The sequence below is a fragment of the Kineosporia sp. R_H_3 genome, from assembly GCF_002198675.1.
Lineage (GTDB): Bacteria > Actinomycetota > Actinomycetes > Actinomycetales > Kineosporiaceae > R-H-3.
Window position 1 is genome coordinate 1 of the sequence record NZ_MWLL01000161.1, and the last position, 24,684, is coordinate 24,684.

Sequence of the window (24,684 nt, forward strand, 5' to 3'; positions counted from 1 at the left end):
ACCTCGACCGACCCGACCGCCGTCGGGCCCGCCGTCGTCCCGGAAGGACCGCCATGACCCGCCGCACCGCCGCGCTGCACGGCATCATCGCCGCCGTCCCCACCCCGTTCACCGCCGACGGCAGCGCGATCGACGAGGAGAACCTCCGGGCGCAGGCCGACCGCCTCGTCGCCGCGGGGCTGCAGGGCGTCGTCGCGACCGGTTCGACGGGGGAGTTCGCCACCCTCTCCCCGGCCGAGTACCGGCGCGCGATCACTGCGTGGGTCGAGGCCGTCGACCACCGGATCCCGGTCGTCGCCGGCGTCGGGGCGCTCGCCACCGCCGAGGCCGTGTCCCTCGCGCAGCACGCCGAGGCGGTCGGTGCGGACGCGATCATGCTGCTGCCGCCGTTCTACGGCGCCCCGGCCTGGGACGCCCTCGTCGCGTTCCTCTCCACCGTCGCCGGCTCGATCGCGATCCCGGTCGTCTACTACAACATCCCGTCCCACACCGGCGTGACGCTGACCCCGGAGCAGCTCGCGCAGCTCGGCGACATCCCGGGCCTGGACTTCGTCAAGGACACGTCCGGCGACGCCGTCGGCCAGGCCGAGCTGCTCGCCGTCCGCACCGACCGGATCACCGTCTTCAACGGCTGGGACACCCTGACGTTCTTCGGGATCGCCTCCGGAGCCAAGGGCGCGGTCTGGGGCGCCGCGAGCATCGTGCCGGAGCTCGCCGTCGCGCTGTGGGACACCCTCGCGGTCAAGGGCGACCTGCCGGCCGCGCGCGAGCAGTGGAAGCACCTGTGGGCGATCAGCGACTTCCTCGAGTCGGTGGACTACGCCGCGGGCATCAAGGCCGGGCTGCAGATCGTCGGCCACCCGGCCGGCCCGACGCGGGCTCCGATCCTGCCGCTGCCGGCCGCGGACGTCGAGCGGTTCACCCGGATCCTCGCGGCCGCCGGACAGGTCCCCGCGGGCGCGTGACGCCGTGACCGCTGCGTCCGGGCCCTTCGTGTCCGGGACCCTCGCGCTGGAGACCGTCGAGGTGCACGCCGAGGGCGAGCCCGGCCGGGTCGTCCTCGACGCCGCGCATCTCGTGCGGGGCGACTCCATGGCCGAACGTCTCGCGTACTGCCGGGAGCACCTGCACCCGCTGCGCGAGCTGCTGCTCCACGAGCCGCGGGGCTACCCGGCGCTGTGCGCCGTCCTGCTGCTGCCACCGGTGACGCCGGGCGCCGACTTCGGGGTCGTCGTCCTCGAGCAGGGCGGGTTCACCCCGATGTCGGGCAGCAACACGATGTGCGCGGTCGCCGGCGCCGTCGAGGCCGGGCTCATCGTGCCGGACGGCGACACGCTCGACGTCACCATCGACACCGCCGTCGGGGTGGTCCGGGCGCGGGCGGCGATCGAGGACGGCCGGGTCGCCGCGGTCACGGTCGCGAACGTGCCCTCGTTCGTCGTCGGTCTCGACATCCCGCTCGAGGTCCCCGAGCTCGGCACGGTGCCCGTCGACGTCGTCTTCGGCGGCCAGTTCTTCGTGCAGGCCCGGGCCACGGACTGCGGCGTCGACCTCGCCCCGGCCCGGGGCCGCGAGCTCGCCAGGGCCGGTGCCCTCGTGAAGATGGCTGCGCGGCAACAGGTCCCGGTCCGGCACCCGGTCAACCCGGACGTCGACGACATCGCCCTCGTCATGCTCCACTCCGGCCCGCGGACCGCGGGCACGGACTCACGCAACACCGTCGTCCTCACCCAGGACCCGCTGTTGCCCGGCGAGCCGTCGACGTGGACCGGCATCCTCGACCGGTCGCCGTGCGGCACCGGCACGTGCGCCCGGATGGCGGCCCTGCACGCGCGCGGCGACCTCGACCTCGACGAGGAGTTCCGGCACCGCAGCATCATCGACAGCCTGTTCGTCGGCCGCCTCGTCGGGACGACGGAGGTCGACGGCACGCCCGCCGTCCTCCCGACGGTCACCGGGCGCACCTGGGTGACCGGCCGGGCGCGCTGGAGCGTGCACCCGTCGGACCCGTACCCGAGCGGCTACACCGTCGGCGACCTCTGGGCGCCCGAGCGCCGCTGAGCCCTCAGAGCAGCACGAACAGGGCCGCACCGACGACGACGTTGAACGCCGAGTTCGCCACGAGCAGCGGCATCCGCCGGGCGATGTCCTCCCGCCGCGGCGCGAGGTAGCGGAAGAGGACGTACTCGCCGACCCCGATGACGACGAGGGCGACACCGATGATCTGCCAGACGCTCACGCGGAGATCATCACACCGATCCGTCGCACGGGCGTGCGGGGCGGGTCAGACGTCGAGCAGCACCACGCCGTCCATCGACGCGTAGGTCAGCTCGGGGACGGCGGCGGAGACCCCGGTGCCCTCGTAGAACAGCCGCAGGGTGCGCGCGGTGCCGTCCGTCGCGGTGAACGTCGCCTCGCTCGTGTAGGCGTACCCGATCTCGCCCGACTGCTGGGCCGAGGTCGACACGAGGGTCACGACACCGCCGGCGGGTAGGACGGCGCGGACGGCGCGGCACATCGGCTCCCACTGCGCCGCCGCGAGGTCCGCGGGCGGGTCGTCGCACGCGCCGTCGTTGAGCCGTTCGACGACGACCTCGGACATCTCCTTCGCGTCGTCCTCCTTAGCCCCGCAGCCTCCGGTCGCGAGCACGAGCAGGACGACGCCCGCGACGGCCCACGCCGCCCGCGCCCTCCAGGCCGGCCCGGTCACGTCGCCCTCGCCGAGAGGCGCTGCACGACGACCTCCGCGATCGCGGCGTCCTGGACTCCGAGCCCGCAGAGGTCCGCGACGGTGACCTGCGTGGGGGAGGTGCGGCCGGGGGAGCGGCCGGTGAGGACGTCGCCGAGGGTCACGGCGCGGGCCACGACCTCGGGCGCTGCGTGCTGCAGCTCACCGGCGTGCGCCGCGAGGTCGACGGCGTCGCAGACGACGACCTCGGCGGCGGCGAGCAGGGCGGCCGGGAGCTCCTGCTTGCCCGGGGTGTCCGAGCCGACCGCGGTGACGTGCGTGCCCGGGCGGACCCACGCGCCGTCGAGCAGCGGCGTCCGGCTGCTCGTGGCCGTGACGACGACGTCGGCCGTGCGCACGGCGGCCTCGAGGTCGTCGGCGACCGCGGCGCCGACGGCCTCGGCCAACGCCGCGGCCCGGGCGGCGTCCCGGCCCCAGACGGCCACGTCGAGGCCCGGGATCGCGGCCCGGTGCGCGTGCACCTGGGCCTGCGCCTGGCCGCCGGTGCCGAGGACGAGCAGCCGTCGCACGTCCGGCCGGGCCAGCGTGAGCGACGCGACGGCGCCCGCGGCGGCGGTCCGGGTGTCGGTGAGCCAGCCGCCGTCGGCGAGCAGCCAGCGGGGCTGCCCGGTCGCGGCGTCGACGACGACCGAGAAGCCGTCCGGGGCCGCACCGGGGAACCCGCCCGTCGCGACCTTGAAGCACATGACCGCGGAGCCGCGCACATAGGCGCCCTTGACGTGGAGCTCGCCGCCGCCGTCGGGGCGCATCTCGAGCTGGCCGGGCTGGTCCACGCCGCCGTCGGCGAGCGCCCGGAAGGCGCGCCGGGCGGCGTCGAGGGCGTCGTCCCAGGTCAGCACCGACCGGACGGCGGCCAGGTCCACGATCTGCATACGTCACTGTCCCAGGCCCGGCCGGCGCGCGGGGTCGCGCCGGCCGGGCCCGTCCCGGACCGTGCCGGTCACGCGACCGGCATCACCCGGGCGATCCTGATCTTCGTGCTCGTGCTGCCGGCCGCGGGGTACGCGACGCTCGCGTCGGAGTAGCCCTTGAAGGCCTGGTACGAGTGGTCCCGGACCGGGATCGTGATCCGGCCGCCGATCGCGGCGCCCGTCGAGGCGCTGTAGACCTGGGCGGCCATCGCCGTCCCGGACTGCCAGGCGAGGAGCATCCGGCCCTTGCCGTACCGGACGAGGTGCGGATGGCTCGCGCTGACCGACGTCCTCACGGACTTGTTCGACGCGCCCGTCGAGAAGCGGTCCAACCGGACCGTGCCGCCCTGACTCCAGGCGGTCCAGTAGCCGGTCGTGCTCGCGTTGACGAGGTCGCCCCCGAACAGGGTGCCGTCGCACGTCCCGGCGGCCACGGTGCGGTACGGGTTCGGCTGCGCGATCCGGCAGTTGTTGTCCGTGGCGCAGACCATGACGTAGTGCTTGGTGCGCTTGTCCCACACGATGCGCGACGTCCAGGCGTGGCTGCAGCCGACCTCGAAGCTGTCGTGACCGGACAGGAGCTTGCCGGCCTTGCTGACGACCTGCATCCGGTCGCCCTCGTGGATGTCGACGCAGCTGCCGTTCTGCACGGTGATCGCGACACCGAAGTACGCGGCGTAGTTCGCGCCGTCGTAGGCGAGCCGACCATGGTGCTGGTACCACCACACGAACCGGGCGCCGTTCGTCTGCCCGCCGCGGGTCGCGGTGAGGTTGGTGACCTGGACCTGCCACACGAGCTTGCCGGAGTTGTCGAACCTCACCATGTACATCGTGTTGCAGGGGCTCGCCGTCCCGCCGCACAGCGGGCTGCCCTTGCAGCTGCCCGCGCGGGTGAGGAGCAGGACGCCGCCCGTGCTGTCGGCGCGGACGTCCTGCAGGTCGATCCCGGGGAAGCTCGTGGGCTTGCCGACGAGCTTGTCGTTGCAGTCCAGCTTGCCGAGGTGGACCTGCTCGTCCGTGCCGAGCCAGGCCAGCCACGAACCGCCGGGGCGGGAGGCGATCGCCAGCGGGAGCGCCTCGGTGTCGCCCTCGCCGCCGTAGCCCTTGACCGTGACGCCGGCGTCGATCTCGGTGACGCGCACCTTCGGGGTCGCGCCTGCCGTCCGCGCGCACGTGCCTGAGGCCGCGACGGTCGCTGCCGCGGCGGGGGCGCTCGGGCCCGTGCCGGCCGACCCGGGGGCGGTCGCCGTCGTCGCCCCGGGCCGGCCGGTGGACGGTGCGGCAGCGTCCGGTGCCGCCGCCGCGGAGGTGGTGGCCGGGTCCGGCAGGGCCGCCGTGGCGTGCGTGGGTGCGGCGGGGGCGACCGCGACGGCGGCGCCGTCCGCCTGCCACCACGAGCCCAGGCCGAGCCGGCCGTCGGCCGCGGCCGGCAGGACCGTCGCGAGGCCGACCGCGGCGAGCGCGCCGAGCGCGCCGAGCGCGACGGCGACGGTGCGTCGGGTCCGGCTGCGGTACTGACGAGGTCCTGTCCGGGACGGCTGCTGGGTGCCCATGCCCCCACGTCGCACGACGGCCCGCGGACGTTGCCCCGACCGGCGCACCCCGGTGCCGGCGAGAGGCCACACTGTGCGGGTGCGGGACACGGTGGGACGGATGTCGGTGCGCGTCGGGACCCTTGTGCTCGGCTGCATGCTCGCGGCCTGCGGCGCCGGGGACCGGGGCGCGGCACCGCCGGCGACCACGCCCGTCACGTCGGTGCCGACCAACGCCTCCGGCACGGGTCCCGCCGACCCGAGCGGGTCGCCGTCGGCGGACCCGTCGGCGGCCCCGTCGGCAGAGCCGTCCGCGGAGCCGCGACGGGTCACGCTCGTCGCCACCGGCGACGTCCTGCTCCATCCGCCGCTGTGGGCGCAGGCCAAGGCGGACGCCGCCCGCACCGGCCGCGGGGACCTCGACTTCGCACCGATGCTCGCACCGATCAGGCCGATCGTCGCCGGCGCCGACCTCGCGCTGTGCCACCTGGAGACACCGCTGGCGGCCGCCTCGGGGCCGTTCCGCGGCTACCCGCTGTTCTCCGGTCCGCCGCAGGTCGTCGACGCCCTCGACCGCACCGGGTACGACGCCTGCAGCACGGCGAGCAACCACACCTTCGACCAGGGCGCCGCCGGCATCCGGCGCACGCTCGACGCGCTCGACGACGCGGGGATCGCCCACGCGGGCTCGGCGCGGACCGCCGAGGAGGCCGCGCGGACGACGGTCGTCGACGTGCACGGCGTCCGGGTCGCGCTGCTCTCGTACACCTACGGCTTCAACGGCAACAGCTATCCCGGCGGGGACCGGTGGCGGGCCGACGTCATCGACGAACGGCGCATCCTCGCCGAGGCTGCCGCGGCCCGGGAGGACGGCGCGGAGATCGTCGTGCTGTCCCTGCACTGGGGCACCGAGTACGTGCAGACGCCGAACAAGCAGCAGGTCGACGTCTCCCGCCGGCTCGCCCGGTCGACCGACATCGACGTGATCATCAGCCACCACGCGCACGTCGTCGAGCCGATCCGCAAGATCGGCAGGACCTGGGTCGTCTACGGCCTCGGCAACCTCATGGCCTGGCACAGCACGCCGGGCGACCCGAACGCCGAGGGCCTGCTCGTGCGGTTCACGTTCACCGAGACGAAAGCCCACCGGTTCGCCGTGACCACGGCCGAGTACGAGCCGATCATGGTCGCGCGGGCCGCGCCCATCCGGGTGCTCGACGTCCCGAAGGCGCTGCGGGACGGCAGGTACGGCAGCTCCACCCGGGCCCGGCTGCAGGCCGCGCTCGACCGGACGACACGCGTCGTCACGAGCCTCGGGGCGGACGACGACGGGCTGGTGCCCATCACCGCCGGCTGACCCGGCTGACCCGGCCGGCCCGGCCGGCCCGGCCGGCCTGGGCCGCCCGGTCGACCCGGTGGGTCAGTCCGGACGCGTCCAGGACCCGAGCACGATGAGCGTCTTCGTCCCGGCGACCTTGCGCGACGTCCGCAGCCCGTCGATCGCCTCCTGGAGGTGGTTGATGTCGCGGGCGCGCAGGTGCACGAGCGCGTCCGGGTCGCCGGCGATGGTGAAGACCGCCTGCACCTCCGGGGCCCGGGCGGCGGTCGCGATGATGTCGCCGACGCTCGCCGTCCCCGCGTAGCGCACCTCGGTGAACGCCTCGACGCCCCACCCGAGACGGGCGTGGTCGACCTGGACGGTGAAGCCGGTGATGACGCCCAGGTCGCGCAGCCGGTCGACCCGGCGCTTGACCGCCGCGACGGACAGGCCCACGAGGGGCGCCATCTCGGAGAACGTCCGGCGGCCGTCCTCACGGAGCAGGCGCAGCAGGTGGTGGTCGACCGCATCGACGTCGGCGGGGCCGGCCGGCGGACGCTGCGGTGCCGCGGGATCGGGGCTCATGACGCAAGTCAAGCGAGCGATCCGAGAGAAGTCCACACAATCTTTGCGTCTTCGCCCGCTCTGACGACCAGGACCTTGCGTCGAGGATGCCCTGTTCTGTCTCCTGTGAGCCACGTCGCACTCGGCGCGCCGATGCGGCATGGTCGGTAGCGGCACCTCGGGACCGCGCCACAGTCCCGACCCGTGCCGTCGCCAGTGCTCGGCCGGACCGTCGCCCACCACGCCGGAGGAACCACCGTGAGCGCACCGCCCTCGCTCGACGACAAGTACGCGGCCACCGACGGCCGGGCCCTCATGTCCGGGGTCCAGGCGCTCGTCCGGCTCACCCTCGAGCAGCGCCGGCTCGACACCGCGCGCGGCCTCGACACCGCCGTCCACGTCTCGGGCTACCAGGGCTCGCCGCTCGGCACCGTCGACCTCGAGATGGGTCGTGCGAAGCGGTTCCTCGCCGAGGCCGGCGTCGTCTTCCAGGCCGGTGTCAACGAGGAGCTCGCTGCGACCGCCGTCGCGGGCAGCCAGCTCATCGGCCGGCTGCCGGGTCGCCGGCACGACGGGGTGACCGGCTTCTGGTACGGCAAGAACCCGGGCCTCGACCGGGCCGCGGACGCCATCCGGCACGGGATGCTCGCCGGCACCGCGCCGCTCGGCGGGGCCGTCGCCTGGATCGGCGACGACCCCGACTGCAAGTCGTCGACGGTGCCGAGCTCGTGCGAGCCGATGTGCCAGAGCCTGTCCATGCCGCTGCTCGCTCCGGGGTCGGTGCAGGAGATCGTCGAGTACGGCCTACACGCCGTCGCGCTCTCCCGGGCGTGCGGCCTGTGGGTCGGGCTGAAGATCGTCGCGAACATCGCCGACGCGTCGGCGACCGTGGACCTGTCGGGCCTCGACAGGGACGTCCCGGAGCCGGAGCGCCGCGTCGTCGGCGACGGCCCGGCCCTCGTCGGCCCCTCCGCCGTCGCCGCCGAGCACGACATGCTCACCCGCCGCCTCGACCTCGCCCGCGAGTACGCCCGCACCCACCGGCTCAACCGGGTCACCTTCTCGGCGACCCGGGCGACGCTCGGCATCGTGGCGTCGGGGACGTCCTTCGCGACCGTCGAGCGCGCGCTCGCCGACCTCGGGATCGACGAGGCCGAGGCGGAACGGCTCGGGCTGCGGCTCGTTCGCCTCGGGATGCCCTTCCCGCTCGACCGCGCCCAGGTCGCCGAGCTCACCGAGGGGCTCGACCGGCTTCTCGTCGTCGAGGACAAGACCCCGTTCCTCGAAGGGCACCTCCAGCAGGCGCTCTACCGTCGCCCGGACGCGCCGGCCGTCCTCGGCCGCTCCGACGAGAGCGGGCGGCCGCTGCTGTCCGCCCGCGGCACCCTCGGGGCGGACGACGTCGCCGCCGCCCTCGCGCGCGTCGTCGGGGCGGACCGGCTCGGCCCGCGCGCCGTCGCGCACCTCGCCGTGGAACGCCCCGCCGCCGCCCGCCGGACGCTGCCGCTGGTCGCCGCCCGCACCCCGTTCTTCTGCTCGGGCTGCCCGCACAACCGCTCGACGCGGACGACGGACGACACCCTCGTCGGCGTCGGGATCGGCTGCCACGCGATGATCGCGCTCGACGACGGGGGCGGCCGCGGCCACCAGATCGGGCTCACCCAGATGGGCGGCGAGGGTGCCCAGTGGCTGGGCCTCGCCCCGTTCACCGACGACCGGCACTTCGTGCAGAACCTCGGCGACGGCACGTTCCACCACTCCGGGTCGCTCGCGATCCGGGCCGCCGTCGCCGGCGGCGTGAAGATGACGTACAAGCTGCTCTACAACGACGCCGTCGCGATGACCGGCGGCCAGCGCGCCGAGGGCCGGGTCGACGTCCCCGCCCTGACCCGGCTGCTCATGCTCGAGGGCGTCACCCGGGTCGTCGTCACGACCCCGGAACCCGAGACGTACCAGGGGGTCTCGCTCGACCACCGCGCCACGGTACGGCACCGCGACGACCTGCCCGCCGTCGAGCGGGAGCTCGCGGAGCTCGACGGCGTGACCGTCATCGTCCACGACGACCGCTGCGCGACCGAGGAGCGCCGCCTGCGCAAGCGCGGTCTGCTCCCGACGCCGAAGGAGAAGGTCGTCGTCAACGAACGGGTCTGCGAGGGCTGCGGCGACTGCGCGTCGAAGTCGACGTGCATGTCGGTGCAGTCGGTCGACACCGAGCTCGGCCGCAAGACCCGGATCCACCAGGCGTCGTGCAACACCGACCTGTCGTGCCTGTCGGGGGACTGCCCGTCGTTCCTGCTCGTCGAGCCGGGCACCGGTCCGCGCACCCGGCGGGCGACCCCGGACCTGCCGGTGGCCCTCGTCGAGCCGCAGCGCCGCGCCGCCACCGGCGCCGAGGTCGTGCTGCGGATGCCCGGCATCGGCGGCACCGGCGTCGTCACCGTCTCGCAGATCCTCCAGATGGCCGCGCACGTCGACGGCCTGCACGCCGCGGGCCTGGAGCAGATCGGCCTCGCGCAGAAGGGCGGCCCGGTCGTCAGCGACGTCCGGATCGGCAAGGACCCGGTCGCGGGTGCGGTCAAGGCCTCCCGCGGCACCGTCGACGTCCTCGTCGGGTTCGACCTGCTCGGTGCGGCCGCCGACGCCAACCTCGCGACGTGCCGGGCCGACCGGACCGTCGCCGTCGTCAACACCGCCGTCGTCCCGACCATCGGCATGGTCACCGGGCGCGTCCTCGTGCCGGGGACGCCGGACGACGCGCTCCTGCGCATCGCGTCGGTGACCCGGCCGGACGGCGTGCACGCGGTCGACGCGAACGGTCTGTCCGAGGCGCTCTTCGGTGACCACATGCCCGTCAACCTGCTCCTGCTCGGCGCGGTCTACCAGCACGGGTTGCTGCCGGTGAGCGCGCAGGCGATGGAACAGGCGATCACGCTCAACGGGACGGCGGTCGAGAAGAACCTCGCCGCGTTCCGCTGGGGGAGGGCGAGCGTGCAGGACCCGGACGCCGTCGCGCGTGCGGTGTCGGCGCCCGCATCGCCGGCGGCCGCGGGTGCGGCGTCCCTCGCCGGCAGCCGGACAGCGTCCCTCGAGGAGGCGGTCGCGCTGCGGGTCACGGACCTCACCGGCTACCAGAGCGGCGCGTACGCGCAGGCCTTCGAGAGCGCCGTCCGTGAGGTCGTCAGCACCGCGACCGCGCGGGCGGGCGAGGAGGCGGGCCGCCGGATCGGGCTCGCCTACGCCCGCAGCCTGCACCGGCTCATGGCCTACAAGGACGAGTACGAGGTGGCCCGGCTGCACCTCGACCCCGCCGAGCAGGCCCGGCTGCGCGACGAGTTCGGCCCGGGGGCGCGGGTCTCGGTGCTCCTGCACCCGCCGGCGCTGCGGGCCCTCGGGATGCGCCGGAAGATCCGGCTGCGCAGGTCGGCGACGCCGACGTTCCGGGTGCTCGCCGCGGCCCGGCGGCTGCGCGGGACGCCGCTCGACGTCTTCGGCTACGCGCACGTCCGGCGGGTGGAGCGGGCGCTCGTCGAGGAGTTCCGCGCGACGATGCAGGAGGCCCTGGGCCGGCTCACCCCGGCGACGGCGGAGGCGGTGGAGGCGATCGCCGCGCTGCCCGAGGAGATCCGCGGGTACGAGGACATCAAGCTCGCGCGGGTCGCGGAGTACCGGGAGCGGACGGCGGTCGCGCTCGACGCGCTCGTCGCGGCGTCCCGGGAGCGGGTCAGCTGAGGGTCGTCGCCGTGTCGCCGTCGTCCGTCGGCAGGCCCTGGTCGGCGACGGCCGTGACGACGACGTCGCGCAGGTCGGCGACGCCGGTCAGCGTCGTGCACCAGGCGGTGTCGGCGGCGTCCCGGCCCGTGCAGATCCGCACGAGCGACTCCCGGGGCGCGAGCCGGGTCGCGTCGACGACGTGCCACACGCCGTCCACCTCCACCTCGGCGACGGCGTGGAAGTCCATCGGGAACAGGCCCGGCGCGTAGACCGCGACGAGCCGGGCGGCCATCCCGGCGGCCCGGGCCAGGGTGACGACGAGATGCGCGTAGTCGCGGCACACGCCCTGGCCCGCGAGCAGGACGTCGACGGCGTCGTCGGTCGGCCCGGTGCTGCCGGAGACGTACTGGAGGTTGTCGTGGACGTGGTCGGTGATGGCCCGCAGCCGCTCGAGGGCCGGCGCGTCGGGGCCGGGGAACCGGGTCGCGCCGTAACCGGTGAACCGGTCCGCGGGGCAGTACCTGCTCGGCCGCAGCATGAGGATCCGCTCGGCCTCGTCGACGGTGCTCGCCGCGCCGGACCCGGGCTGAACGGTTGCGTCGTAGGCGATCTCGAGGGTCCCCGGGCCGCACTCGACGAGGTGCTGACGGGTGAACGGTGCCGGACCGCGGACCTCCCTGACCTCGACCGGGGTGCCGTCGAGCGTGGCGCGCAGCGAGGCGCCGTCGTCGTTCGCGGCCACGACCTGCAGCGCGAGGAGCGACGGCTCCCGGACGTCGAAGACGACGTGGGCGCCCACGGTCGCCGACGGTGACGGGGCGGGGGCGGCAGGGGAGTCCGTGAGGGAGGGCACGGTTCTCGACCGTAGGGGCGACCGCGGGCCACGGCCCGTCGAGGCGGCCCGGCCGTCACGTCGACTGCGTCACAACCCCGTACGAGGTGAGGGTGCGCAGGGCCTTGAGCGTGACGATCCCGCGCCACTCCAGCAGGGCGGCCTGACCGGGCGGCTCCCACGCGACGGGCCAGCCGCCGTCCGCCTGCTGCTGCGACAGCAGGTGCTGAAGGTGCGCGTCGACGCGCTCCGCGTCGAACAGGCCGCGCCAGCGGGAGGTCGCCAGGGGCGCCAGGTCGAGCGGGGACAGCCCGTACCCGGGCGCACCGGGGTCGAGGTGGAACATCTGCGTCGAGCGGAGGTGCTCGACGACCCGCTCGGCGAGCGGGTCGGCCCAGGCCCGGTCCGGCACGTGCTCGAGGAGGACGAGCACCTCGGAGATCGAGTGCACCTCGTCGGGCAGCGGCCCGGCGTCCAGCCGTTGCCTGCACCACGCGGTCGCGGCGCTCCGCCAGGGGTGCTCGACCCCGAGCCGGTGCAGCAGCCCCGCGAGGCCCGCGGTCGGGTTGAGGCCGGGCTCGTACGTCCACCCCGACCAGTGCGCGGCGCGCGGGAAGCCCTCGATGACCGGGAAGGCGAGCGGGACGGCACCGCCGGCAGCGGCCCGGCCGGCGACCGCGCCGAGGAAGTCGCAGGCCCGCAGGACCATCGCGGTGTCGACGGTGCCGGCGTCGGCCATCGCTGCCAGCGCCTGCTCGACGTCGATCGGCAGACTCGCGGGGCAGCGCTTGTCCGGCTCCAGCCCGTGCCCGAAACCGCCGTCCTCGTTCTGGTAGCCGCGCAGCACGTCGACGACCGCTCCCGGCGGGCCGCCGCCGAACGTCGCGTCGAAGAGCCTGCGCTCGAGGAGCCGGCCGTTCGTCTGCAGGAACTGCCCGGCCGTGGCGAAGACGTCGTCCATGGCAGGCAGGCTAGGGGTGGGGTCCGACAGCGGCGGGCCGTGCCGTCAGGTCCGGGGCGTCCAGCCGAGCGTGGGGCCGAGCTTCGTGGCGATGTCGGTGAGGAGCTGGACGTAGTCGTCGTGCGCGAACGAGAACGGCAGCGCCCAGGCGACCTCGTCGACCTCGCGGAACGCCGGGTTCGCGTACAGCTGCTCCGCGATCCGGTCGGACGTGCCGACGAGGTCGTGCGCGAAGAGCAGCCCGGCGGGGCCCTGCGGGGTGCCGACCCGGGGCGTCCGGGCGGCGACGTAGGCCTCGTACTTCGCGCGCTGCGCGGGCGTCGCCGAGTCGGTCGGGATGACGACGAGGCCCTGCGACACCCGGGCCGCACCGCCGTCCGGGTGCGCCTCCCGGAAGGCCCGCACGTGCGAGAGCTGGATCTCCTCGAAGGTCTGCTGCCCGTCGGCCCGCACCACGTTGCTCGTGAGGAAGTTCAGGCCCTGCGCCCCGGCCCACTGCGCCGAGCGCGTGCTGCCGCCGCCGTACCAGACCCGTCGCGCGAGCCCCGGGCTGTGCGGCTGCACCCGGTCGGAGAAGACCTCGATGCCCTCGGTGCCGCTGAAGCCGGTCGCCGGCTCGCCGCGCAGGTGCGACAGCAGCCGTTCGACGCGGCGGTAGGTGAAGTCCTCGACGTCGCCGGTGTCGGGGTAGAGCGCGTCCTTGACCTCCTCGTAGCGCATCGGCGGCCCGACGCTGACGCCCGGGTTGAGCCGCCCGCCGGAGAGGATGTCCACCGTCGCGAGGTCCTCCGCGAGGCGCAGCGGGTTCTCCCAGCCGAGGGGGATGACCGCCGTCCCGAGCTCGATCCGGGAGGTGCGCTGCGACGCCGCCGCGAGCACGGCGACCGGGGACGACACCCCGAACTGCAGGTGCCGGTGCCGCACCCAGGCGCTGTCGTAGCCGAGGTCCTCGCCGAGCCGGATCACCTCGAGCAGGGACTCGTGACCGGGGTGTGGGTCGTCCCCGTCGAAGAGGCCGATCGTGAGGAAGCCTATGCGGCGCAGCGGGTTCGTGGGCAGCGGCACCGGGACCTCCGGAGGGGGCGGCATGTCGACCGAACTAGTGAACTTGAACGTACAACAATTTTGGCCGGACGGCGAGCAGGTCGCTGCTGTTGACTCTGTCCCTGGGGCAGACACCACCGTCGTCCGTGCCGGGCCGGACGCCCGGCACGAGAGGGAGGACGACGTGACCGAGGACCTGCTGACGATCGGGGACTTCGCCCGGGCGTCGGGACTGTCGCACAAGGCGTTGCGCCTGTACGACGACCTCGGGCTGCTCGTCCCGGCGTACGTCGACCCCGCGAGCGGCTACCGGTTCTACGGCCCGGGCCAGCTCGACCGGGCGGTCCTCGTCGGGTCGCTGCGCCGGCTCGGGATGCCGCTCGCGCGCATCGCCGAGGTCGTCGGGCTCGGCCCGGCCGACGCGGCGGACGCCGTGGCCGGCTGGTGGTCCGGCGTCGAGCAGCAGACCGGCGCCCGGCGCGACCTCGCCACCCTCCTCGTCGACGACCTCGCCAGGAAGGGCACCGCCATGACCGCACCGATGACCGCACCCCGGTACACCGTCCGTCACGCGACCGGCCTCGACGCCGGACTCGTCCGGCCCGCCCAGCAGGACGCCGTCCACGCCGGCGACCCGCTCTTCGCCGTCGCCGACGGGTTCGGCGACACCGGCGCCGAGGCGAGCAGTGCCGCCCTTGCCGCGCTGGCCGCCGCGCTGCCGGACCCGACCGACGCCTCGACCGATGTCGTCCAGCGACTGCGGGAGGCGGCCGCCGCAGCCGACGCGGCGGTCGCCGCCGTCGTCGGCGACACCGGGCGCACCGCCACCGCGGGGACGACGCTCGCGGCGCTCGTCCGCACAGCCGGCGGGCTCGCCGTCGTCCACGTGGGCGACTCGCGGGTCTACCGGCTCCGCGACGAGGGGCTCTTCCGGCTGACCCGGGACGACTCCCTCGTGCAGGCGATGGTCGACGAGGGCCGCCTCACCCCGGAGGAGGCGTGGTCGCACCCGCAGCGGCCGATGCTCGCCAAGGCACTCGTCGGCCGCGGCACCGAGGCCGACGTCCGGCTGCACGACGCCCGGGACGGCGACCGCTACCTCGTCTGCTCCGACGGCCTGTCCGCCGTGCTGCCCGAGGCGGTCCTGCGCACCACCCTCACTGGCGCCGCCGACCCGCAGGCCGCGGTCGACGCCCTGCTCGCGGCGGTCCGTGACGCGGGGGCGCCGGACAACGTGGCCGTCGTCGTCGCGGACGTCGTCACGGCCGGCGGGGGGACGACGGGCGGCGGGACCGGTGGAGCGGGGCTGCGGCGTCTGTGCTGAGCGCCGTCCGGCCGCCGGCCCGTCGCCGCGCGTCCCGCTCGGCGGAACGCCGACTGCCGCGGCGACTCGTCCGGTGGCATCGTGCGCCTGGCCCGGTCGACCGGCCGGGCGGACGCCGGCGACGGGATGCACTGCGATGGCGACGACGAGGTCGGTCGAGTCCGTGACGTTCGCGACGGCGCGGGCCGCGCTCGACGGCGCCGCGCGCGCCGCCGAGGAGATGGGCATCGCGGTCTGCATCAGCGTCGCGGACGCGTCCGGCAACCAGGTCGCCTTCGGCCGCATGGACGGCGCGCCGCTGCTCTCGGCGGGCATCGCGACGAACAAGGCGTACACGGTGAGCGCCTTCAACGGGCTCGCGACGCACGAGTTCTTCGGGCTCATCGAGAACGAGCCCGCGCTCCTGCACGGCATCGTCCACACGGACCGGCTCGTCGTCTTCGCGGGCGGTGTGCCGATCCGGGTGGAGGGGCGCTTCGTCGGTGCCGTGGGGTGCTCCGGCGGCAGCGCCGACCAGGACCGGGCGGTCGCCGAGGCCGGCGCGGCCGCCGCGGCCTCGGCCTGACCGTTCGTCCGCTCAGCTCTCGGGCCGGACGAGTCCGGTCTCGTACGCGACGACGACGGCCTGGGCGCGGTCCCGCAGGCCGAGCTTGGCGAGGATCCTGCCGACGTGCGTCTTCACGGTCTGCTCGGCGAGGACGAGCGCCGTCGCGATCTCCGTGTTCGACAGCCCCCGGGCGATGTGGGTGAGCACCTCGGTCTCGCGCGGGGTCAGCGACCGCAGCCGCGCGGGGTGCCGGGCCGGTCGCGCGGGACGGCGGGCGAACTCCTCGATGAGCCGGCGGGTCACGGACGGCGCGAGCAGCCCCTCGCCGGCGGCGACCACCCGGACGGCGTTGACGAGCTCCTCGCCGCGGGCGTCCTTGAGGAGGAAGCCGCTCGCACCCGCGCGCAGCGCCTCGTAGACGTAGTCGTCGAGGTCGAACGTCGTGAGGATGAGGACGCGCGGGTGCCGGTCACCCGGCGCCGCCATGATGCGCCGGGTCGCCTCGATCCCGTCGAGCTCCGGCATCCGGACGTCCATGAGGACGACGTCCGGTTCGAGCCGTCGCACCTCCCGGACGGCCTCCAGCCCGTCGGCGGCCGCCCCCACCACCTCGATGCCCGGCTGCGCCGCGAGCAGCGCCGAGAAGCCCTCGCGGACCATCGCCTGGTCGTCGACGACGACGACGCGGGTCATCCGGCCTCCCCGGGCAGCGGGATCGTCGCGACGACCTCGAAGCCGCCGGGAGTCCGCCCGGCCGAGAGCGTGCCGCCCTCGGCCGCGGCCCGCTCGCGCATCCCGAGGATGCCGTGGCCGGGCCCTTCCGCCGACCGGTCCGCGCCGGCCGGACCGGCCGGCACGCCGTTGCGCACCTCGACGGTGAGCAACGACGCGCTCGGGGCCACCGTGACGTCCACGCGGCTGCCCGGCGCGTGCCGGGCGGCGTTGGCCAGCGACTCCTGGAGGATCCGGTACACGGCCAGGGCCGTGGCGGGCCGCAGCCCGGTGACGACCGGGTCGATCCGGGCCTCGACCGGGACCCCGGCCCGCCGGACCGCCTCGACGAGGTCGGCGAGATCGGCACCGCCGGGCTGCGGTGCGTGCACCGCCGGTTCGTCCTCGCGGCGCAGCAGCGACAGCATCGACCGGGTCTCGGTGAGGGCCTCGCGCGCCGAGGCACTGATCGATGCGAGCTCGGCCCGGGCCTGGTCGCCGAGGTCCGGCACCCGGTAGGCGGCCGTCTCCGTCTGGACGACGATGAGCGACATGTGGTGCGCGACGATGTCGTGCAGGTCGCGGGCGATCCGGGTGCGCTCCTCGAGGACGAGACGCTGCGCCTTCTCCTCCTCGGCGACCCGGCGCTGGCCGTCGAGCGCGACGTTCGTCAGGACGAGCCTCCCGGCGAGGACGCCGATCACGGCGGTCGCGCTGACGGCGACGAGCCAGCCCGCCGCGACGTCGCCCGGGACGCCCCAGGCGAAGAGCGCGCACGTCACGAGCCAGGCGCCGGTCGCCACCCGCAGCCTGCTGCGGGCGCAGACCGCGAGCAGCAGCGCCAGCATGACGAGCCCGTGCACCACCAGCCAGGGCCACGGTCCGGTCCCGGTCGGGTCGAGGACGACCGCCAGCACGAACGCCGTCCCGACCGACACCGCCCAGCCCACGAGGGGCCGGACGGCGACGAGCCCGAACGGCAGCCCCGCGAGCGCGCCCACGAACGGCATGAGACCCCAGCCGAACCGGTCGACGTCGTACACGGTGCCGGAGGTGCCGAACGCGATCGCCGCCAGGAGGACTGCGAGCACCCAGGGCAGACCCGCGCGCACCTGTCGGCCGACGGGTCCGTCGTCCCGGGACCACCGGGCGACCTGTCGGCCCGCACGCCCCGTGCCGACGAGGAGCTGACCGACGGCGCGACCGAGCAGACGCAGGAACCGTGCCACCGCCAGCAGCGCGCGGCCGAACCCGAGGCCGAGCGCGCGCAGGAACCGTGCTACCGCCAGCAGCGCGCGGCCGAACCCGAGGCCGAGCGCGCGCAGGAACCGTGCTACCGCCAGCAGCGCGCGGCCGAGGCCCCGCGCGGCCCGCCGCGGCCATCGTGGACGGTCGACAGGGGCGGCCGGTGCGGCCGGGGCGGGCGGGGACGGCGCTGCCATCCGTCGAGCGTAGGTCGGCCGATCGGGGCCTGTCGTCATACGTGGGAGCCACGTCCGACCCCCTCCCCGGTACGACACGACCCGGCCGGGGACCGGCCCGCGAGGGCTACCCGGGAGCCGCTGCCCGGGCGCTCGTCGTCCTGCGGTAGCGGGTCCGGAACGGCTCCGAGGCGTGACGCCCCGCGGCAGGCCGCGTTCGTAGCGTCCCGGCACGCCGAGCCCGGACGGTCCGGGACGGCGGTCCGGAGGTCCTCATGGATCGGCTGCCCAGGTGCCTGCTCGCCGTCCTCACGGCGCTCGTGGTGCTGCACCTGCTCACCGGGTGGGGCCGCCCGGTGGTCCCCCCGCGGCAGACCGGCGGAGACGTCGCCCTGGCGGTCGCCGCCCCGGAGCCGTTGCAGGGCAACGGCTCCACGGGTCAGGTGCCGGCGGGGTTCGTGCCCCGGATGGGGTACCGGCCCGCCGTCGTCACCGGCGCCGGGGGTGCAGGGCCGGGGCGGTCGGACGGTGGCTGCTCCTCGCCGTTCGGCGGGACGCCGTACGGGTTCGATGCGGCCTGCCGGCGGCACGACTACGGCTACGACCTGCTGCGTTACGCCGCCCTGACCGGCCGGCCGCTCGGCCCGTGGGCGCGCCGCACCGTCGACCGGCGGTTCGCCGCCGAGCTCGACCGGGCGTGCCGGACGACGGACTGCCGGTTCGCCGCGCACGTGTACGCCGGGGCCGTCGCGGTGAACTCCTGGCGGCAGGGCGAGGGCGTGCCGGTGAAGGAGCCGCTGCGCGCACTGACGGTGCCGCCCGTGGCGGCCGGCGCGGTCGGTCTTCTCGTCGCCGTTCCCGGGCGGCGTCGCCGCACGGTGCTGCGGCGCGGGCTCCGGTGGCTGCACCGGACGGGCACCGCGACGACCCGGTTCGCCGCCCCGGCGGCCGGCGCCCCGGTCGCGGGCGCCGCGGTCGCGCTCGCCGCGTGGATGCAGCCGACGATGCTGCCGCACCCGTGGTGGGTCCAGGTGCCGCTGGGGGCGCTCGTCGTGCTCCAGGGGTACGGCCTCGGGCTGCTCGTGCGCGCGGGCGCCCGGCGGTGCGGTCCGTGGCTCGTCGGGCGGGTCGGCGGCACCGCGGCGACGAGGGTGCGTGCCGCCGGGACCGCTGTGGGCGTCGCCACGTCGGTGGTGCTCCCCGCTGCCGCCTTCGTCGTCGGGCACCGGGGCGGTGCCGCGCTGAGCCTGTCCGTCGGGACCGCGCCGACGACGTGGCACGAGGACCTCGCCGTCGCGCTCGCCCCGGTCGTGGTCGCGGTGGCCGTGATCGGGGTGCTCCGGCTCGCGCGCCGTGGGCTGCGGGCGGCGCGGAGACCGTACGCGCACCGCCGTCCGGCGCAGGTGCTCACGGCGTCGGCGCTGACGGTCGCCGTCCTCTCCGCGGCCTCCGCGCCGACGGCCGCGATGGCCGGCACCGGGCACGACGGCGCCGGTCCGGGCACGGCTCGGGAGGCGGCTCGCTCCACGCCCGTCGTGGACGCGCCGCTCGTCGCCGGGACGAAACGGGCCGACTTCCTCGCGCCGCGCAGCCCCTGCGACCGCCCGGGCGGCGGAGACCCTGTACGCGTGTACGTCGGGCAGGACGAGGCCGCGACGGCCGCCGGACGCGCCGTCCTGGCGGCGGACGCCCTCGCCCGGGCTGGTGCGTTCGACCGCCCCGCGATCCTCGTGGCGGTGCCGACAGGATCCGGATGGGTCAACCAGTCGGCGGTCTGCGCGGTCGAAGGGCTGTACGCCGGCGACGTCGCGTCGGTCGCCGTCCAGTACTCCGCGCGGCCGAGCTGGCTGGCGTACCTGAGCGGCGGCGAGGGAGCGCGGGCGTCGGTCCGGGCACTGTTCGCCGAGCTGCGCCGGAGGGTCGACGCCCGCCCGCCGGGATCGCGGCCGCGGCTCCTGGTGTACGGCGAGAGCCTCGGGGCGTGGGCGGGCCTGTCCGCGTTCCCCGGCAGCGGCGGGCTCGGCGGCGGCGCCGCCGCCGCCGTGTGGGNTCAGCGGCACGGGCACCAGCGCCCTCGAGGCCGGCCCGCCCGTGGGGTCGGACCTCCCGGCGTCGTCCTCCGGGGGCCGCGTCCAGGTGCTCAGCCACCGGGACGACCCGGTGCGGTCCTGGTCACCGCGGCTGCTGGTGCGGCCCGAGGAGCCCGGGCCGGCGACGGTCCACGGCGCACGACCTCACGGCCGGTGGTGGCCGGTGCTCACGTTCTGGCAGGTCACCGCGGACGTCGTCGCGGCGCGGTCGGCCCCGGACGGGCACGGACACCGCTACGAGGGCGAGCTCGGCGACGCCTGGCGGGCCGCCCTCGAGGGCGCTGGTGCCCGTGCCGCTGATGCGGATCAGCCTCTGCCGTAAGGGCTCGGCGGACGAGGGACGGTGCGCCGCGGGTCCTCGGACGTCACCCGGCCGGCGATGAAGCGGACCCTGACGAGGGACTCCGGGCGGTGCGAGGGGCGTGGCACCGAGCGCCGGCTCCGGTCCTTCCACCCCCGCACGAGGGCGATGAACCAGCCACGCGCGCGGAAGCACCAGGCGACGGCGAACGCCCAGACCGACACGACCTCACCGAGGTAGAGCGGCGTGAGGCCGAGGATCGACCAGTTCCGGGCCTCGCCGACCGCGACGAGGGCGATGGCGCCGACGATCGTCCAACCGCAGCACAGCTGCAGGAGCGCGAGGGGCGCGTGGCGCAGCCTGCGTCGCATGTCGCGCGAGACGTACGCCAACGTCGTCAGCGGCCCGGCCTGGTCCCGGAGAGCGTGCGCCTGCTCGCGACGGGCCCAGTAGAACGAGATGAGGGCCAGGCTCACGATGAAGACGGCTGCCCCGGTGAAGTGGACGGTCGCCACCGTCGTCTCGCCGAACCGGTCCTGCATCGCGGAGCAGCCCGGAAGGTCCGGTACGTCACCGCACCGGGGCACGCCGTCCGCGAGGCCGGGGCGACCGGTCGGGAAGACGACGAGCGTCATGAGGCCGATCGCCGCGAGCGAGCTCAGCCAGTAGTCCGGCCGGGAGATCTGCCCCGCCAGGTAGGTGGCGAGCATGAACGCGATCACCGTGAGGCCGCCGACGAACAGGTCCCGCATGCTCGAGTGGTAGTAGGCGCTGATGGACCCTCGGGCGGCCACCGGTCCGCGGACGAAGAACCGTTCGCCGACGATGAAGACGATCGGCAGCAGCACGCCCATCGCACCGATCACGGCCCGGCTCAGCAGGGTCGTCCGCCAGTAGGCCGCCGCGAAGTCGTCGAGGACGCTCAGGTCCTCGGGCTCGTCGAGGACCACCGTCGGGCTGCGGAACTCGGCGGGGAGCTTCGAGAGGTTGTCGCGGAGGCGGTGCCATCGTGCGGTGGTACGCCCGGTTCGCGCTGGTGCCCCGTATCGCGTCATGACGTCCTCCGAGCCGTTCCGTGGATCCGGCGGCGGCTGGGTGCGTACCTCAACGCTACGGCGCGCACCGACCGGCGGGCCGGGACAGTTGTCGTCCGGCTGCCCCTGCCGGCCCGGAACCCTGCCGCGCCCGCTGTCGGACCGCGCGGATAGCGTCGCGCGCGTGCTGACAGCGACCCGGGGCGCCGCCCTCTACGTCGGAGCCCTCCTCGGGCCCGGCCTGCTCCTGCTGCCCGCCCTCGCCACCCAGATCGCCGGGCCGGCGTCGGTGCTCGCCTGGGCCGCGCTCATGGTGATGTCGGCGCCGATCGCGGCGACGTTCGCCGCGCTCGCCGTCCGGCACCCGGTCTCGGGCGGGGTCGCGACGTACGTCGACGAGGCGTTCGGCCGGGTCGCCGGGGCGGTCACCGGGCTGTGGTTCCTCACGTCGATCCTCATCGGCAGCCCCACGGTCGCGCTCATGGGTGCCTACTACGTCGCCGACCTCACCGGCGCCGGCCCGACCGCGGCGGCGGCGATGGGGCTGGTCATCTACGCGAGCGTGCTCGCCGCGAACACGTTCGGGCTGCGGGTGTCGTCCGGCGTCCAGCTCGGGCTGTCCGCGGTGCTCGTCGCGGTCATCGCCGTGGCCGTCGGGGCCGCGCTGCCCGACCACGTCACGCAGGGCTGGACGCCGTTCGCGCCGCACGGCTGGTGGGCCGTCGGGACGGCGGCCGGCGGCCTGGTCTGGCTCGTCATCGGCTGGGAGGCCATGGCGCAGATGGCGGGCGACTTCCGCGACCCGGCGCGGGACGTCCCGCGGGCGGTCGCCTGGGGCTTCGGGATCGTCACGCTGCTCTACGTCGGGGTCGCCGTCGCGGCGGTCGTCGTCCCGGCCGCCCCGGGGTCGACGGTGCCGCTCGCCGACCTCGTCGGTGTCGGGTTCGGCCCCGTCGGCCGGGACGCGACCGCGCTGCTCGCCCTGCTCCTGACGATGGGCGGGATGAACGTCTATATCGGCTCGGGTGCCAAGCTCGCGGCCGCGCTGGCCGCCGAGGGGGCGCTGCCGGCCTGGTTCGCCGGGGGAGCGGCGCGCAGCGTGCCGCGGCGCCCGCTCGCCGTCCTCGCGTGCACCGGTGTCGCGATGTACGTGCCGCTCGTGCTCGGGGTCGTCGGCCCGGCGGAGATCGTCCTCGCGACGTCCGCGTGCTTCGTCGCCGTCTACGTGCTCACGCTCGCCGCCGCCCGGAAGATGCTCACCGGCGGCCTCCGGGTCTGCGCCACGCTCGCACTCGTGCTCTTCTGCGGGCTCGGGCCGTTCCTGCGGTGGTGGCTGCTGCTGCCGGCCGGGGTGGTGGTCGTCGCGGTGCCGCTGCTGCGACGCCGCTGGTCGCGTCCGGACGGCGTCCAGCACACCGTGGCGGGTGAGGCACCGGAGCAGGTCGCCCCGTAGCGGCACGGGCGGCCGTTGTCGGGTCGGTCAGCCGGTGAGCGCCGACACGAGCCGCTCGGACGCCGCCGCACGCCCCGGGACCACGAGCAGCTCGACCCGGTGGACGAGCCGGTCCCGCAGGACGACGGGTGCGACGTCCGGGTGCCGGGGCGCGAGACCTGCGGGGAGCAGCGCGAGTCCGTGGCCCGCCGCGACGAGGAGGGCCACGGCGGCGACGTCCGTGCCGTCGTAGCGCAGCCGGGCCGGCGTCGGCCCGGCACGCACGCCCGGGACGGCATCGGGCCCGCAGCGCAGCCGGGGCGCGTCGACCCAGAGGGCGTCGCGGACGGCGTCCAGCGCGAGGGTGGCGACGCCGGCGAGCGGGTGGTCGCGGGGGAGGAGGACGACGAGGGGCTCCTCCACCACGAGCCGCCGGGTGAGGGTGCCGGGTTCGGCGGCGTCGAGCGGCGCGTTCGGGGTCGTCACGCCGTCGATGAGCGCGGCGTCCACCGAGCCGTCGGCGACGAGGGTGACGGCATCGTCGGCGAGGACGGCGACCAGGTCGACGGTGGCCCGGCGGTCGTCCGCGCGCAGCCGGGCCAGGCCGGCCGCCACGCGGGGCCCGACGGCGAGCGGGGTCGCCGCCAGCCGGAACCGGTCCGGCGGGGCGTGCCGGGGCCCGAGCTCGGTGCGCGCGACGTCGACCCGCAGCAGGATCTGGCGGGCGTGCGCCGCGAGCCGCTCGCCGTCCGGGGTGAGGCGCACCGGGCGGCGGGTGAGCAGCGCCCGCCCGACGTCGGCCTCCAGGGCGGCGACGTGCTGCGAGACCGCGGACTGGGTGAACCCGAGCTCGTGCGCTGCGGCCGTGAAGGACCCGGTGCGCGCGACGGCCGCGAAGGATCGGAGGTGGCGGAGGTCCATCGGTCTGAGATTAGTGGACGTGATACCGAGAGTGCTGATCATCGTTGGACTGCATGAGCGGTCGATCGGCATCGTGGAGACATGACCAGCCGACCTGCCCGGATCGCCCTCGTCGGCGACCGTTCCCCGCACGTCCTCGCCCACGACCGGATCCCGGTGGCACTGCGCCACGCCACCTCGGCCCCGGACGCCGTGGACCCGTACTGGATCGGCTCGGCCGACGTCCGGGACGTCGCCGGTCTCGCGGACTTCGACGGGATCTGGCTCGTACCGGGCAGCCCGTACGTCGACCGCGACGGCGCCTTCGCCGCCGTGACCGCCGCCCGGACGGCAGGCGTGCCGTTCCTCGGGACCTGCGGTGGCTTCCAGCACGCGTTGCTCGAGATCGCCCGGTCGGTGGTCGGCCTGGACGTCGACCACGCGGAGGATCCGCTCGGGGACGTCGAGCACCTCATCGTGCCGCTCGCGTGCTCGCTGCTCGGCGAGGAGGCCCGGGTGGACGTGCTGCCCGGGACCCGTGCCGCGGCGCTGCTCGGCGCCGGCCCGCGGGTCGAGCGGTTCTTTTGCTCGTACGGCCTCGACGGGCGGTTCCGGGCCCGGCTCGAGGAGGCGGGTGTCGTCTTCTCGGCCTTCGACGAGACCGGGAACGCCCGCATGGTCGAGCTGCCCGGGCACCCGTTCTTCCTGGCGTCGCTCTACCAGCCGGAGCTGTCGTCGGACGAGACATGGGTGCACCCGCTGATCCGGGCGTTCGTCGCCGCGGCGGTCGAGCGGGTGGGCACCGGTCGCGGCGTCGGGTCGGACGTCGGGGCGGACGCGGGCCGGGAGCCGATGCTGCGGTGACGCCGCTGGCATCCTGCTCCGATGGAGATCCGGGAGCCGGTGTGGCGGGAGCGCGAGGCGCCCCGTGCGCTCTCCGAGGGTGAGCGGCAGCTCGCCGAGACGCTCGCCGCTGCGACCCGTGAGGACGACCTGGTCGCCCAGGTGCGGCAGGCCCACGTCGCCGCCGACTGCGGCTGTGGGTGCTCGTCGGTCCGGCTGGCCGGCGACGGCCCGGCCGTCGGCCCGGACGTCGTGCGGCGGCTGTCGAGCAACGACCGGGACGACTACGTCTGCGTGTCCGCCGGCGTCGCGGGTGGCGCGGACGGCGAGCCCGCCTCGGTGACGCTGCACGTCGTCGGCGGTCTGGTCCACGAGCTCGAGCTCTTCGCCGGCGAGGGAGTGCCGATGGCGCCACCGGCCGTGGACAGGCTGCGCCACATCACCGTCTCCTGAGGCGAC

Annotated in this window: 23 protein-coding genes; 11 read left to right on the forward strand and 12 right to left on the reverse strand. The window is 75.5% G+C overall.

All coding sequences use genetic code 11. From position 1 onward, the window contains the following. The first annotated feature begins 53 nt into the window (after positions 1 to 53). Both ECOMGDLI_RS17070 and ECOMGDLI_RS17075 read left to right on the forward strand, forming a co-directional pair. Positions 54 to 965 (forward strand): dihydrodipicolinate synthase family protein, encoded by a 912-nt coding sequence (locus tag ECOMGDLI_RS17070; protein ID WP_088318067.1) that lies wholly within the window; start codon positions 54 to 56, stop codon positions 963 to 965. A 4-nt stretch (positions 966 to 969) separates the two neighbouring features. After that, a complete protein-coding gene (locus ECOMGDLI_RS17075) occupies positions 970 to 2,061 on the forward strand; it encodes a proline racemase family protein (RefSeq protein ID WP_198954944.1) in 1,092 nt (363 codons plus the stop codon). 4 nt (positions 2,062 to 2,065) lie between these two features. On the opposite strand, the gene ECOMGDLI_RS34700 is transcribed toward ECOMGDLI_RS17075, so the two are convergent. From ECOMGDLI_RS34700 to ECOMGDLI_RS17090, 4 genes are all read right to left on the reverse strand, one after another. Beyond that, a complete protein-coding gene (locus tag ECOMGDLI_RS34700) occupies positions 2,066 to 2,239 on the reverse strand; it encodes a hypothetical protein (protein WP_158221037.1) in 174 nt (57 codons plus the stop codon). A 45-nt stretch (positions 2,240 to 2,284) separates the two neighbouring features. Beyond that, entirely contained in the window at positions 2,285 to 2,710 is a 426-nt protein-coding gene (locus tag ECOMGDLI_RS17080) for a hypothetical protein (protein WP_088318068.1), read from the reverse strand. After that, positions 2,707 to 3,621: an ornithine cyclodeaminase family protein gene (locus tag ECOMGDLI_RS17085; RefSeq protein ID WP_088318069.1), complete on the reverse strand. Its 915-nt coding sequence runs from the start codon at positions 3,619 to 3,621 to the stop codon at positions 2,707 to 2,709. The genes ECOMGDLI_RS17080 and ECOMGDLI_RS17085 overlap by 4 nt, the downstream gene beginning before the upstream one ends. A 68-nt stretch (positions 3,622 to 3,689) precedes the next feature. Then, complete coding sequence (locus ECOMGDLI_RS17090) at positions 3,690 to 5,213, reverse strand: hypothetical protein (RefSeq protein WP_198954945.1); 1,524 nt, start codon at positions 5,211 to 5,213, stop codon at positions 3,690 to 3,692. 79 nt (positions 5,214 to 5,292) lie between these two features. Here ECOMGDLI_RS17090 and ECOMGDLI_RS17095 point away from each other — a divergent pair, with 79 nt between their 5' ends. Beyond that, on the forward strand, positions 5,293 to 6,549 hold the full coding sequence (locus tag ECOMGDLI_RS17095) for a CapA family protein (RefSeq protein ID WP_198954946.1): 1,257 nt from the start codon (positions 5,293 to 5,295) through the stop codon (positions 6,547 to 6,549). 63 nt (positions 6,550 to 6,612) lie between these two features. Here ECOMGDLI_RS17095 and ECOMGDLI_RS17100 read toward each other — a convergent pair whose 3' ends face one another. Then, complete coding sequence (locus ECOMGDLI_RS17100) at positions 6,613 to 7,095, reverse strand: Lrp/AsnC family transcriptional regulator (protein ID WP_088318071.1); 483 nt, start codon at positions 7,093 to 7,095, stop codon at positions 6,613 to 6,615. A 237-nt stretch (positions 7,096 to 7,332) separates the two neighbouring features. Here ECOMGDLI_RS17100 and ECOMGDLI_RS17105 point away from each other — a divergent pair, with 237 nt between their 5' ends. Further along, positions 7,333 to 10,803, forward strand: a complete 3,471-nt coding sequence (locus ECOMGDLI_RS17105; protein ID WP_088318102.1) for an indolepyruvate ferredoxin oxidoreductase family protein — start codon at positions 7,333 to 7,335, stop codon at positions 10,801 to 10,803. On the opposite strand, the gene ECOMGDLI_RS35990 is transcribed toward ECOMGDLI_RS17105, so the two are convergent. From ECOMGDLI_RS35990 to ECOMGDLI_RS17120, 3 genes are read right to left on the reverse strand one after another with little or no spacing between them, the layout of a single operon-like run. After that, positions 10,796 to 11,638, reverse strand: coding sequence for a transglutaminase family protein (locus ECOMGDLI_RS35990; RefSeq protein ID WP_088318072.1), 843 nt, complete (start codon positions 11,636 to 11,638; stop codon positions 10,796 to 10,798). The two genes, ECOMGDLI_RS17105 and ECOMGDLI_RS35990, sit on opposite strands and share 8 nt — an antisense overlap. A gap of 55 nt (positions 11,639 to 11,693) precedes the next feature. After that, positions 11,694 to 12,578, reverse strand: coding sequence for a hypothetical protein (locus ECOMGDLI_RS17115; RefSeq protein WP_088318073.1), 885 nt, complete (start codon positions 12,576 to 12,578; stop codon positions 11,694 to 11,696). Between the two features lie 45 nt (positions 12,579 to 12,623). Then, positions 12,624 to 13,667 carry an LLM class flavin-dependent oxidoreductase gene (locus ECOMGDLI_RS17120; protein ID WP_088318074.1) on the reverse strand — a complete coding sequence of 348 codons (1,044 nt, stop codon included), beginning with the start codon at positions 13,665 to 13,667 and terminating at the stop codon, positions 12,624 to 12,626. A 139-nt stretch (positions 13,668 to 13,806) separates the two neighbouring features. Here ECOMGDLI_RS17120 and ECOMGDLI_RS17125 point away from each other — a divergent pair, with 139 nt between their 5' ends. Both ECOMGDLI_RS17125 and ECOMGDLI_RS17130 read left to right on the forward strand, forming a co-directional pair. Beyond that, positions 13,807 to 14,946 (forward strand): MerR family transcriptional regulator, encoded by a 1,140-nt coding sequence (locus ECOMGDLI_RS17125; protein ID WP_198954947.1) that lies wholly within the window; start codon positions 13,807 to 13,809, stop codon positions 14,944 to 14,946. Between the two features lie 136 nt (positions 14,947 to 15,082). Beyond that, on the forward strand, positions 15,083 to 15,511 hold the full coding sequence (locus ECOMGDLI_RS17130; RefSeq protein WP_088318076.1) for a heme-binding protein: 429 nt from the start codon (positions 15,083 to 15,085) through the stop codon (positions 15,509 to 15,511). Positions 15,512 to 15,523: 12 nt separating this feature from the next. Here ECOMGDLI_RS17130 and ECOMGDLI_RS17135 read toward each other — a convergent pair whose 3' ends face one another. Further along, the gene (locus ECOMGDLI_RS17135) at positions 15,524 to 16,186 is read right to left on the reverse strand and encodes a response regulator transcription factor (protein ID WP_088318077.1); all 663 of its coding nucleotides are present in this window, start codon (positions 16,184 to 16,186) and stop codon (positions 15,524 to 15,526) included. After that, the gene (locus ECOMGDLI_RS17140) at positions 16,183 to 17,646 is read right to left on the reverse strand and encodes a sensor histidine kinase (RefSeq protein WP_158221038.1); all 1,464 of its coding nucleotides are present in this window, start codon (positions 17,644 to 17,646) and stop codon (positions 16,183 to 16,185) included. The genes ECOMGDLI_RS17135 and ECOMGDLI_RS17140 overlap by 4 nt, the downstream gene beginning before the upstream one ends. Positions 17,647 to 18,629: 983 nt before the next feature. On the opposite strand from ECOMGDLI_RS17140, the gene ECOMGDLI_RS36855 reads away from it, so the two are divergent. Together ECOMGDLI_RS36855 and ECOMGDLI_RS36860 are read left to right on the forward strand one after the other, a co-directional pair. After that, the coding region (locus ECOMGDLI_RS36855) for an alpha/beta-hydrolase family protein (protein WP_369812760.1) at positions 18,630 to 19,674 on the forward strand (1,045 nt) is incomplete at its 3' end. 87 nt (positions 19,675 to 19,761) lie between these two features. After that, on the forward strand, positions 19,762 to 20,037 hold the full coding sequence (locus tag ECOMGDLI_RS36860) for an alpha/beta-hydrolase family protein (RefSeq protein WP_369812761.1): 276 nt from the start codon (positions 19,762 to 19,764) through the stop codon (positions 20,035 to 20,037). On the opposite strand, the gene ECOMGDLI_RS17150 is transcribed toward ECOMGDLI_RS36860, so the two are convergent. Then, entirely contained in the window at positions 20,022 to 21,071 is a 1,050-nt protein-coding gene (locus tag ECOMGDLI_RS17150) for a hypothetical protein (RefSeq protein WP_143447758.1), read from the reverse strand. The two genes, ECOMGDLI_RS36860 and ECOMGDLI_RS17150, sit on opposite strands and share 16 nt — an antisense overlap. A gap of 163 nt (positions 21,072 to 21,234) precedes the next feature. Here ECOMGDLI_RS17150 and ECOMGDLI_RS17155 point away from each other — a divergent pair, with 163 nt between their 5' ends. Next, entirely contained in the window at positions 21,235 to 22,503 is a 1,269-nt protein-coding gene (locus ECOMGDLI_RS17155; protein WP_198954948.1) for an amino acid permease, read from the forward strand. A gap of 27 nt (positions 22,504 to 22,530) precedes the next feature. Here the strand turns inward: ECOMGDLI_RS17155 and ECOMGDLI_RS17160 are convergent, their stop codons facing one another. Next, positions 22,531 to 23,403: a LysR family transcriptional regulator gene (locus ECOMGDLI_RS17160; protein WP_088318082.1), complete on the reverse strand. Its 873-nt coding sequence runs from the start codon at positions 23,401 to 23,403 to the stop codon at positions 22,531 to 22,533. Positions 23,404 to 23,484: 81 nt separating this feature from the next. Between ECOMGDLI_RS17160 and ECOMGDLI_RS17165 the strand changes: the two genes are divergently transcribed. Both ECOMGDLI_RS17165 and ECOMGDLI_RS17170 read left to right on the forward strand, forming a co-directional pair. Then, positions 23,485 to 24,246: a hypothetical protein gene (locus tag ECOMGDLI_RS17165; RefSeq protein WP_088318083.1), complete on the forward strand. Its 762-nt coding sequence runs from the start codon at positions 23,485 to 23,487 to the stop codon at positions 24,244 to 24,246. Between the two features lie 21 nt (positions 24,247 to 24,267). Next, complete coding sequence (locus ECOMGDLI_RS17170) at positions 24,268 to 24,678, forward strand: hypothetical protein (protein ID WP_088318084.1); 411 nt, start codon at positions 24,268 to 24,270, stop codon at positions 24,676 to 24,678. The last annotated feature ends 6 nt before the right edge of the window (positions 24,679 to 24,684 follow it).